The organism is Achromobacter sp. UBA5777 (assembly GCF_002418565.1).
Lineage (GTDB): Bacteria > Pseudomonadota > Gammaproteobacteria > Burkholderiales > Burkholderiaceae_B > Achromobacter > Achromobacter animicus.
Map to the genome: position 1 here is coordinate 1 of NZ_DIEJ01000152.1, position 12083 is coordinate 12083.

The following is a 12083-nucleotide window of genomic DNA, read 5'->3' on the forward strand; positions in this document are numbered from 1 at the left end:
CGCGCCCCGCGCCGCCGACGGCGCAGCAGACGGCGATCGAACTGCCCTGGCGGCTGATCCTCAGCCCATATGCGCAGGAGCGCTGGCGCCACGCCAAATTCCCCGCCACGTCAGCAGCCACGCTGCATACGGAGCTATGGCATTCGCGGCTGCTGGCGCCCGCGTCGGCCGATCCCGATGTCGAACCGCCGCAGGCCGACGCCCAGCGCACCGTGCGCGCGGTATGGGCATTGGGCGGCGAAGGCACCACGAAGCCCATGCAATCGGCCTTTCCCGTGCCGGCCAGCACGTATCTGCCCGCCCCCGGCATCAGCCCCTTCCGCATGCCGATGGACGACTTCGACCGGTTCCAGATCGCGCATCTGTCTTCCAATTTCTCGGTCGCCAATTACGCGCCGCAGGCCATCGGCACGAACCTGCTGATGTTGTCCGCGCTGGGCGCATGGCTGGACTCGCGCGGCAACTGGGATGCGCCCGGGCTGTCGCTGGAAGAATGGACGCATCGCGGCGCGATGGGGCGCGATCACTACGTGCGCGTGGTCTACAAGGGCCTGCTGTTTCCGTTTGGCCATCGCGTCTCGCTCATCAAGGTCAGCGAACGCAAGTTCCATCGCGACCGCAGCGGCAATCCGGCGTACCTGCGCCAACGCCTTTTCATCGTCGTGCGCGAGCGCGAAAAGGTTTTTGCGCATCCTGACTACGTGACGCGCGATCCCGCGGGCAACACCGTGTTCCTGCATCGTCAGATGCCGTTGACCAGCGTGCGCATCCTGACCTCGTCTACGCCCAACCTCGATTCGCCGCTGGCATCGCCCGGCGGCATCTTGGGCCAACTGCTGTTCTGGCCTTACGTGGGCGGCGCACCATTCCGCTTCGCCTGCGCGGCCACGGACATCGACGGCCGCGTCATGCAGTTCGACCTGCCCATGATCTTCATGGACGGCGGCGAGGCCTGCCCGCGCAAGCAATCCGGGCAATGGCTGACGCCCATGTTCGACAAGGCGGAAGACTTTGCCGAAACCGCCCGGACCGCGTGGCGAAACGCCCCGCTGTCGCAGCGCAGCGCGCCCATGAACCAGCAGCAGGTAACGCTGGCGCCCAGCCAGAAGGCGGGCGACACCGCGGCGCAGGCCGACTCGCTGGAATTCGACGCGGTGGTCGACAAGGGCAACGTCCAGTTGCGGGCCTACAGCGACGACCTGACCGGCCCCGTTTTCTATCCGTACATCCGGCGTGCCGCCATCCGCATCGCCGCGCTGGCCAAGCTGACCGGCAGCGCAAAGAACAGCACGCTGACATGGAATCCGTACTACCTGGCGCACGGCTTTGACGGCAATGCCGGACAGGTGTTCGGCGACATCGATGCGGAGCCCGGCTACCAGGGCGGCGCATCCCTGGACTTTTCGGCGCAGGGCGACCGCTCGGGCGGCTTCGTACAGCCGAATCTGCGGCCCACGGCGCTGTCGCGGCTGGCGGGCCCGATCAGCGGCAAGGCCGACGACTTCATCGCCGGGCGCATGATCGGCGCCGACGTGTTCCCCGCGTCGGGCGGCGGGCTGCCGTTGCCGCTGCTGTTTGGCTGCATTCCGCTGGGCGACGTGATCCAGGTCGTGGAGGACGTGGCCGGCCAGGCTGACAAGGTGCCGCGCTTCGTGGCCGAGGCCTGCTCGCAACTCGAAAGCCTGGTGAACGACGCCGGCCGGCTGTACGGGCTGGTGGCGGGCATGGTGCAGGAACCGGGCCGCATCGCCCAAGGCGCCCTCACCGCGCTGGACGACACGCTGGACGACCTGCAGGCGCAGGCCGAGGCGTACGCGCAACCGCTGGTACAGAACGCGCGCGACCAGGTGGACGCGCTGGCGGCGGCGGCCACGGCGATCAGCGCGCAGGTGGCGCAGCTGGCCGGCATGTCGTTCGACACGGCGCCCGCCCTGCCCGGCCTGCCTGCGGCGTTGACCACGGCGCAAGGCGCCATCACCAACCTGCGAGGCGCGGCGGACGCCAAGATCGGCGGCGCTTCGCTGCCATCGGGTCTGCGCCAGTCGCTCCTGGAAGCGGCACGGACAGCCGAGATCCTGGTCAACGGCCTGGGCGTCGTGCCCGTGCTGCTGACGCAGGGCAAGACGCTGTACGACGCGCTGGATGCGCTGATCGGCCAGCCCGATCAACTGGGTGCCATCTTTTCCGACCCTACGGTGCTCAAGCCCCGGCTGCAGGCCGTCTCTGCGGCGGTGCAGCCGCTGGCCGACACGATTGCCGCGTCCGTACTGCTGGATGGCGCGCCGCGCCAATTGCTGACCACCGCGCTGCGCGCCGTCAAGACCGCCATGGATGCGGTGCTGGCCAGCGCCGAGTTGCTGGAGATGCTGACCGGCGACGAATTGACTCTGCGCTTTGACTGGAATCCCGCGATCAAGAGCTGGTCGCTGGTCGCGGGCGAGCCGCCCCTTTTTCGCGCCAATGACCCGCAGGGCTTTCGCGTGGCCGTGGAAGCCAAGGTGCGCAAGAACGGCCAGAGCGCGCCCAAGCTGTCGGTGATGTGTTCGCTCAAGAGCTTTGACCTGGTGCTGATCGCGCCGGCCAGCTTTCTGGAACTGAATTTCGAGAAGATCGAGTTTCGCGTGGACACCGCGTCCAAGATGAACGTGGACGTGCTGCTGACGGGCATCAAGTTCGTCGGGCCGCTATCGTTCGTGGAAACGCTGCGCGACCTGATTCCGCTGGACGGCTTCTCCGATCCGCCGCATCTGGACATCACGCCGCAAGGCATCGACGCGGGCTACAACGTGGCGCTGCCGGCCATCGCCATCGGCGTGTTCAACCTGTCCAACCTGAGCCTGGGAGCGGGCTTCACGGTGCCCTTCATCGGCCAGCCGCTGTCAGTACGCTTCAACTTCTGCACACGCGAACAGCCCTTCAACCTGTCCGTCTGCATGTTCGGCGGCGGGGGCTTTTTCGGCATCACGCTGGATCCGAAGGGCGTGCAGATCATGGAGGCGGCATTCGAGTTCGGCGCCAGCGTGTCTGTGAACCTGGGCGTGGCCTCGGGCGGCGTGCACGTCATGGCGGGCATCTATTTCCGCATGGAGCAGACCGCGTGCTCGCTGACCGGCTACTTCCGCATGGGCGGGTACGTCAGCGTGCTGGGGCTGATCAGCGTGTCGATCGAGCTGTACCTGGAGATGCGCTACGAGTTCGAAAGCGGCAAGTGCGCCGGACGCGCCACGCTGACGATCGAGATCGAGATCTTCATGTTTTCCAAAACCGTGGAGATCAGTTGCGAGCGCAAGTTCGCGGGCGCCAACGGCGACCCGGGATTTCGCGACCTGATGGGCCCGCGTCCCGACCTGCCGCTGGACGAGGAACTGGCGCTCATCGACGACGACAGCCGCTACGCCTGGCGCGAATACGCCGAAGCCTTTGCCTGAGGATTGCCCATGCCCAAGCAAACCATCCTGTGGACCGTCATTCCCAACGGCCGCGTGCCGGACGGTGAATTCGCCGGACGCCTGCGCGTGTCCATCGTGGCGTCGCCCCGGCTTACGCCCCAGGCCGCCGACGAGCAGCGGCTGGATGCCTACGCGGACTGGGTCGACTGGCCCGCCTCGCTTGCCCGCGTGCGCTTCACGCTGAACGCCGATGGCGAGGAGATCCCGTTGGAAACACTGCCGCAGGCAGATTCGCAGCTCTGGACGCGGCTCCTGCCGCCTGCGACGCCAGTGGCCGGCTTTGTGTTCCGCGACATGAGCCGCGTGAACCTGTTTTCGTTTTCCGTCGCCAGCGTACTGAGCCTGACGCGCGAGCATTATGGAAACCTGGCGCTCAACGCCACCACCACACACCCGACGCTGCTGCCATGGCGCAACGCGCATCCCGGGTTGCGCGGCCTGCTGGAAGCCTGCGGCACCCGGACCGAACACGTGCGCGGCGACGGCCGCGAGCGCGTCGAACAGCTGGTGCCGGGCCTGGACCGGTTCTTCGGCGATCGCGAAGGCGGTATCGACCGCGCGTTGCGCGGACAGGTCTACGGCGAGCACAGCGTGTATCCCGGCAAGACCACTGCCCCCGGCGGCGAGGCCGATGGCAAGCCGCAGGCCGGCCCCACGTTCGCGCTGCGCGCCATGCCCGGCCGGTGGCAAGACCCGGCGCATCAAGGCGTGGACCAGAGCCTGATGGCGAGCTGGCGCTCGCAGGGCGAGTACACGCTCTTCATGGCCAACCGCTTCTATCGTCGCGATCCGCCCACGGCCGCCCAGCGTGCGATCCGGCGGCCCGACGGCAAGAACGTACCGCCTCCTCCCAAGCCGCCCGAGATGGATTTCCACGCCATCGTCGCCTCGTATGGCGATTACCCGGCGCTGATGCGGCGGCTGGGGCTGGTGATCGACTGCGTGCTGCCTGCCGATTCGCCCCTGGACAAGCAGATCGCCGCCGGGCAGCAAGCTCAGGGCCGAATCTTTCTGGTGCCCCGCTGGGACGGCGGGCAGCCCGAGGGTGGCGCCTTTCCCGCGACGGCTTGGCGTGGCGATGCGGAGCGCTTCACGACGCGGCCGCGCAGCCCCGACCATGAGCGCGGCATGCTGCGGCTGCGCAGCGCCGACGACCGCTGGAATCTCACCGAGCCGCGCAATCCGCTATTCGACGTCTACCAGCTGGATCCGGACGGCGCCGCGCTCAAGACGGTGGACTTCGTCCTGACGGCGCAGAACCTGATCGGCCGCAGCCTGAAGCACGGCGCCGACGGCGAGGTGACCTACAGCACCGGAGACAAGCAGCCGGTGGCGGCCCTGCGTTCCGGCGGCCTGGGCATTTCGCGCCGAGACCGTGCGCGCGAAGTCGCGCAGAATGCCGCGTCGGCGGCGCTCAAGAATGCGGCGCTGGAGGGTGCGCCGGGCAGCATGCTGCTCTACACGGAAGACCTGCTGCGCGGCTACCGTATCGACGTCCAGCCCTACCCGGCCAATGACCCGCAGAAGTGGCAATCGCTCTGCCATCGCCACGGAGTGTACCGCTGCACCGACGGCGGGCCGGACCTGGATCTGCCGGACGACGAAGGCTACGTCAAAGGCGCGTCCGCCACGGGCGGTGGGCAACCCGACGATCACTACCTGCACGAGTCTCTGTTCCGCTGGACGGGCTGGAGCCTTGTCGCGCCCCGCCCCGGGCGCACGCTGCGCGACGAGACGGACCCGGCAAGCGGCGTGCAGGGCGAACGGCCCGAGGACGTGCAGGACACGGTCACGGACAAGGGCAACGGCCTGGCGGTAACCTTCAGCGCGGTCAAGGGGAGCCTGCCGCGGCTGCGCTACGGCATGCCCTACCGGCTGCGCGCGCGTCTGGTCGACCTGGCAGGCAACAGTCTGGCGCCGGACGATCCGTCGCTGGAAAAGGACGACAACGTCACGCAGCCGGTCACCTACTGGCGCTTCGAACCCGTGGACCCGCCCGCGCTGGTGCATCGCACGCGAACTAGCGAAGGCGAATCGCTGGAACGCCTGGTGATCCGCAGCAACCGCGGCCAGGATCCGCAGGTCTATCTGGCCAGCCCGGATTTTCTGGCGTCGGCGACCACCATCGATTTCACCTACAGTCCGGTCAACGAACGGCATGTGGTGCCACCGAAAGCTGCCCAGCTGCAATGCGAAACGCATGGGCTGTTCGACACCATGTTCGGCACCGCTGATGGCATCAAGAAGGCGTACGAAATCTCGGCCCGCGACATCGGCACGCTGTTCGACAAGCTGCCCGGTTCGCAGGTGGAGCTGATTACCCCGCAAGCGCTTGCCGAAGTCGCCCGGACGGACCAGGTTCCGCCGCAGCAGCCCAGCGCCGAAGAACCCACGGGTCAGCGTCTGGCCGCGGGCCAATACGTGATCCACGGCGAGGCGCAGGTGCGCACGCCGTATCTGCCCGACGCAGCCGCGTGGGGCATCTGCCTGCGCGCGCAACCCGGCTACAGCCTGCCAGGCGTCACGGGACCGGCATTACTGGGCGAAGGCGTCGCCGTGCTGGCCACGCCGTCCGCCGGTGAACTGGTGCTGCTGGTTACCTATGCGGGCCAATGGCCCGACACTCAAGGTCTGCGCATTGCGCTGGCCGAACGCCCCGCCACGCTGACCGATCCGCCCTGCTCCGAAAGCTATCCGGACGACGGCATGCCCAAGTGGGACAAGGACAACCGGATCCTGACGTTCTTCCTGCCCAAGGGCATGATTGCGCGGCTGCGTTATTCCAGCTTCGTGCACCATGGGCTGCTCAATACGTTCGGCCTGCCGGAATGGACCGGCACCGACGCCGGCCGCAAGACATTGCAAACCGCCGCCATCCTGGGCAATTGCTGGATGCTGACGCCGTACCGCCCGCTCGTGCTCGTGCATGCCACCCAGCAGCCTGTCTGCGACCCGGTCCTGCTGCTGCCCGGCCAACCACAGCGCGAGCCCGGCGCGGCGCATGTCGATCTGGAAGCGCGCGTGCGGCTGCACGGGCCGACGACCGGCAAGATCGAGATCGAGGCCGACTGGCACGAATGGGAAGACGATCCAACGCGGCCTCGTCCAAGACGGCTCGACGGTCACGGCGTGCTGGCCGAGATGCCGCTGGCCGAGAACTATCCCAACCTCTTCAGCCTGAGCCACATCATCGCGGAACAGTCGTTCAACGGCACACGCCAGCGTGCGCCGGGCAACCGCCACGAGTTCGGCGATACGCGCTTCCGGCTGATCCGGTACCGGCTGCGCGCGACCACGCGGTTCCGCGAATACCTGCCGCCCGCGCTGTATGACCAGACGGACAAGGTGACCGTCCTGGGCCCCATCGCGCAGGGGCCGCTGGTGCAGGAAGGCGCCGCGGACGACCCCGGCGCCCCGGTGCTGGCGCAGGCCGGCGAGGCGCCCAACACCATCGTGCCGGCCAGCGCACCGCCCGATGCGCCGCGCCTCATGTATGTGTTGCCCACGTTCCGCTGGCAGCAGACCGCGGGCGACGGCACGCTGGACATCACGCGCCTGGGCAACGGGCTGCGCGTGTGGCTGGAGCGCCCGTGGTTCTCGTCGGGTGACGGCGAACTGCTGGGCGTGGTGATCTACGGCGAAAACAGGAACTTCACCGACGTGCCCGACGCGCTGACGCCGCTGGTCACGCAGTGGGGCATGGACCCGCTGTGGGACGCGCCGCTGCCCAAGCACCGCACCCGCGCCGCCGACTTTCCGGCGCGCGTCATCGACGAGGACGTGCCGTTGCAGGAAATGCCCGGCCAGCGCGTGCGCGTGGTCGGTCACCGCGTGCGATGGGACGACGAGCGCGCCCGCTGGTATTGCGACATCGAGCTGGACCCGGGCCGCAGCTACATGCCGTTTGCACGGCTGGCGCTGGCGCGGTATCAGCCCAACGCCATTGACAGCGCCAAGCTCTCGCGCGTTGTCCTGGCCGAGTTCTCGCAGGTGCTGCCGCGCCGCCGCGCCGTCTTCACGCGTCAGCGCGGCCGGCTGGCGTTCACGCTGCGCGGCGTGGTGCCGGCGCACGGGCCGATGCAGTTTCCGATGGAGTCCGAGTATCTGGACATCTCGTTCATCCCCGGTCCCGGGCAAACGGGCGAAACCGGCCGAAACCGGGTCGAGCTGGTGCTGCAGACCCGCGATCCGGCGCTCGACACCGACCTGGCGTGGACGGACGCAAGCGTGCTGGCCTCCAGTCTGCTCAGTCCGGCCAGCGGCGGCATCACGCAGACAATCAGTCCGGCGGTCACCGACGTGGCGCGCCGGTTGACCCCGCGCGACGTGTCGTTGCACGAGGCGCCGGCCCGGCTGGGCGAGATCGTTGCCGGTCCCGTGGTGCGGTTTCCGCCGGTGTTCGAAGGCCCGGTGCTGGGCGAGCTGCTGGACCCTGTCATCTGGAGCGCGGGCGTACTCCTGCCCGATCTCGCCGGCAAGCCTGCACGGGTTGCGGTGCGCGAGTACGAGCGCTATTACACCGACAGCACCGTGCCGGAGCAGCGCGCGGGCGCCGTCCGACAGCGGCGCGTGGTGGAGGAACGGCTGGTGTATTCGGCGGTGTTCGATCTGTGAGTTCGATCTGTGAGTTCGATCTGTAATGCGGCGCGGACGGGTGGTGCGGGCAAAAAAAGAGGGTGCCCGCAGGCACCCTTGAATCCACCCTACAACAGCACCTGCAACTACACACCTGCATGCGGCGCCCGGCATCCCTTGCGGGGTGCGGGGGCCGCCGGCCGACACAGCCGCGTCAGGCCGCCTTCTGCGTCTTGCCGTGTTCGAACTGCGCTTCTTCGGTCGAGCCGGTCAGCGCGGTCGTGGACGACTTGCCGCCCTCGATCGTCTGCGTCACGGCGTCGAAGTAGCCCGTGCCCACTTCGCGCTGGTGCTTCACGGCGGTGAAGCCCATTTCGGCGGCGGCGAATTCCTTCTGCTGCAGTTCCACGAAGGCGCTCATCTGGCGACGGGCGTAGCCGTGGGCCAGCTCGAACATGCCGTAGTTCAGCGCGTGGAAGCCGGCCAGCGTGATGAACTGGAACTTGTAGCCCATGGCGCCCAATTCGCGCTGGAACTTGGCGATGGTGCCGTCGTCCAGGTTCTTCTTCCAGTTGAAGGACGGCGAGCAGTTGTAGGCCAGCAGCTTGCCCGGGAACTGGCGATGGATGGCGTCCGCGAACTTGCGAGCGTATTCCAGGTTGGGTGTGGACGTTTCGCACCAGATCAGGTCGGCGTACGGCGCGTAGGCCAGGCCGCGGGAAATGGCCTGATCGATGCCGGCGCGGGTGCGGAAGAAGCCTTCCACCGTGCGATCGCCCGTGATGAAGGGACGGTCGTTTTCGTCGACGTCGCTGGTCACCAGGTCGGCGGCGTCAGCGTCGGTGCGCGCCAGCAGCAGCGTGGGCGTGCCCATCGTGTCGGCGGCCAGACGGGCCGACACCAGCTTGGCCACGGCTTCGCGGGTCGGCACCAGCACCTTGCCGCCCATGTGGCCGCACTTCTTCACGGAAGCCAGCTGGTCTTCGAAGTGGACGCCAGACGCGCCGGCCTCGATCATGGCCTTCATCAGTTCATACGCGTTGAGCACGCCGCCGAAACCGGCCTCGGCATCCGCCACAATGGGCGCGAAGAAGTCGATGTAGCCTTCGTCGCCGGGGTTCTTGCCTTCCATCCACTGGATCTGGTCGCAGCGCGTCAGCGAATTGTTGATGCGGCGAACCACTTGCGGCACGGAGTTGGCCGGGTAAAGCGACTGATCGGGATACATTTCGCCGGCCAGGTTGGCGTCACCGGCGACCTGCCAGCCCGACAGATAGATGGCCTTCAGGCCGGCCTTGACCTGCTGCATGGCCTGATTGCCGGTCAGGGCGCCCAGCGAATTGACGAACGGCTCGCTGTGCAGGAGTTCCCAAAGACGCGTGGCGCCGCGGCGGGCGAGCGTGTGTTCGACGCTGATCGAGCCACGCAGGCGGATGACGTCCTCGGCGCTGTAGTCGCGCTTGATGCCCTGCCAGCGGCTGTTTTCGGCCCAATCTTTCTGAAGGTTGCGGATTTCGGTTTCGCGATTGCTCATGGTGATGCTCCTGGTCAGTGATAAGAGACTTCAAAAGATTCGCGTCTGGCTTTGCGTGAATCGATGGGAGAAAGTCTATGCCTGTGCTGCGGAGCAATGTGGAGCCGAGTCTTATACAAGACGAAAAATCTTAGTCATTTAAATCAATGGGTTATGAGGAGGATTTTGTATAATGAAACGCCGTTGTCGTTTGTGAAATGCTGTCCCGCTGCTGCGCAGCACGCGCTTTCACATGCCGAGAGTTACGTTTCACATTGCGGAAAATCGGCCGCTTTTGAAGCGCCTACAATGCCGCCATCCCCGTTTTATTTGTCTCTGCTATGACCCTGTCTCACGGCCCGCTTGGGCAGAGCGTGGCCTACGCCTCGCAATACGATCCCTCGCTGCTGTTTCCCATCGCGCGTTCGCACAACCGCGCGGCGCTCAATCTGACCGCCGGCAGCTTGCCGTTCACGGGCGTGGACCTGTGGAACGCCTATGAGCTGTCGTGGCTGGATGCCAAGGGCAAGCCTCGGGTGGCCATGGCGACGTTTTCGGTGCCGGCCGACAGCCCTAACATCATCGAATCCAAGTCGTTCAAGCTGTACCTGAATTCGTTCAACCAGACCCGCCTGGTCAATTCGGCGGCGCTTCGCGGCCGGCTGGAACGCGACCTGAGCGCAGCCGCGGGCGCGCCTGTCGGGCTGGACTTCTTTCTGCCGCAACGGTTTTCCGAGCTGCAGATGGGCGAGCTGGACGGCATCTATATAGACAAGCTGGATATCGAGATCGACACTTACGAGCCCGCGCCCGAACTGCTGCGTACCCGGGCCGGCGATGTGGTCGAGGAGACGCTGGCGTCGCGCCTCTTGAAGTCGAACTGCCCGGTGACCGGCCAGCCCGATTGGGCCACGGTGCAGATCCGCTACCGGGGCAAGCCGATCGATCGCGAATCCCTGCTGCGTTATGTGGTGTCGTTCCGCCAGCACGCGGAATTCCACGAACACTGCGTCGAGCGCATCTTCAGCGACATCATGCAGGCCTGCGGGCCGGAGCAGTTGACGGTGTACGCGCGGTATACCCGGCGCGGCGGGCTGGACATCAATCCGTGGCGCAGCAACTTTGAAGCGGCGCCGCCCGCGGACGTGCGCACGGTTCGGCAGTAAGCATTCCAGCAAGCTGATCCGCGCCGATACCGGCTATCGATAACCGGCGCTTACCGCAAACGGCCTTCCCGGGAACTGACCCGGGGAGGCCGTTTTGTTTCACCGCTTTCGCATCACTTCACGAACGGCTCGGGGCGCGGCGTGTCGTCTTCGGACGGGGGCAGGAACGGGTACTGGATGACCGGCTGGTCGCCCGTCAGCGTCTTCAGAAACGCCACGATCTGGCCGTTTTCCTCGGCCGTGAACGTGCGGCCCAGTTGCAGGCGGCCCATCACGTCGACGGCCTGCGTCAACGTGGCCGCTTCGCCGTCATGGAAGTACGGATAGGTCAGCGCCACGTTGCGCAGCGTCGGCACCTTGAAGTTGAAGCGGTCCGCGTCCTTGCCCGTGACCGCGGCGCGGCCTTCGGCCTTGTTATCGGTGACGTACGGCGTGACCAGCCCCATCTTCTGGAACGAATTGCCGCCCACCGCCACGCCGTTGTGGCAGGCCACGCAGCCGCTGTTCTTGAAGAGCTCATAGCCCGCCAGCTCGCGCACCGTCAGCGCCTTCTTGTCGCCCTTGAGCCATTGGTCGAAGCGCGAATTCGGCGTGACCAGCGTTTCTTCAAACGCGGCCAGCGCGCTGGTTACCTCGTCGATGGTGATCTTGTCTTTGCCAAAGACTTGATTGAATTCGGCGCGATAACCGGGGATGGAATTGAGCACCTGCACCGCCAATTCGTGCGTGGAGGCCATTTCCATCGGGTTTTCGATCGGGCCACCGGCTTGCTCGCGCAGGTCCTTGGCGCGGCCGTCCCAGAATTGGGCAATGTTCAGGCTGGAATTGAGCACGGTGGGCGAGTTGATGCCGCCCTGCTGCCACTTGTGGCCGATGGAGGCCTTCAGGTTGTCCGAGCCGCCCATGGCCAGGTTGTGGCACGAATTACAGGAGATTGCGCCGGAGCGCGACAGACGGGGATCGAAGAAAAGCTTTTTGCCCAGCTCGACCTTGGCCGGTTCCTTGATGACCGCCGGTTCGACGGGCTGGATGGGTTCTTGCGATGCGCTCCAGACCTGCCCTGCCCACAGTCCGAGTACCAGCCCCGCAGCCAGCAACGTTGTTTTCTTTCTCATTTGCTTCTCCTGTGAATAACCAGTCAGACGATGTGGTTATTACAGCGAGGAAGCCAGGCATTGACCTTGCGAGGCGTCAATCGGCGTCGGCCGGCGCCAAAGCTCGAACCTGAAGCTTGACGGCGCGCAACGTGGCGTCGGCGCCGTCAAGGGCAATCAAAGGGTCGAGCGGTCAGGGCCGCGCGGCGGCCACCGTGGCGGGCGGTTCAGCGCGGCGCGCCTGCACCGCGATCCACTGCGCCAGGAACGCCGCCACGGCGAACGC

At 66.5% G+C, this 12083-nt stretch carries 5 protein-coding genes; 3 read left to right on the top strand and 2 right to left on the bottom strand.

What is annotated here, in order from left to right:
* Positions 1–3428, top strand: a 3428-nt coding sequence (locus B3446_RS11780; RefSeq protein ID WP_291381194.1) for a hypothetical protein, incomplete at its 5' end; no start/stop codon positions are given.
* 9 nt (positions 3429–3437) lie between these two features.
* The gene (locus B3446_RS11785) at positions 3438–8063 is read left to right on the top strand and encodes a hypothetical protein (protein WP_291381196.1); all 4626 of its coding nucleotides are present in this window, start codon (positions 3438–3440) and stop codon (positions 8061–8063) included.
* A gap of 175 nt (positions 8064–8238) precedes the next feature.
* Here the strand turns inward: B3446_RS11785 and aceA are convergent, their stop codons facing one another.
* Entirely contained in the window at positions 8239–9558 is a 1320-nt protein-coding gene (gene aceA, locus B3446_RS11790) for an isocitrate lyase (RefSeq protein WP_175123617.1), read from the bottom strand.
* Between the two features lie 320 nt (positions 9559–9878).
* On the opposite strand from aceA, the gene queF reads away from it, so the two are divergent.
* On the top strand, positions 9879–10703 hold the full coding sequence (queF, locus tag B3446_RS11795; RefSeq protein WP_279974296.1) for an NADPH-dependent 7-cyano-7-deazaguanine reductase QueF: 825 nt from the start codon (positions 9879–9881) through the stop codon (positions 10701–10703).
* A gap of 113 nt (positions 10704–10816) precedes the next feature.
* Here the strand turns inward: queF and B3446_RS11800 are convergent, their stop codons facing one another.
* Positions 10817–11818 (bottom strand): cytochrome-c peroxidase, encoded by a 1002-nt coding sequence (locus B3446_RS11800; protein ID WP_291381200.1) that lies wholly within the window; start codon positions 11816–11818, stop codon positions 10817–10819.
* Positions 11819–12083: the final 265 nt, after the last annotated feature.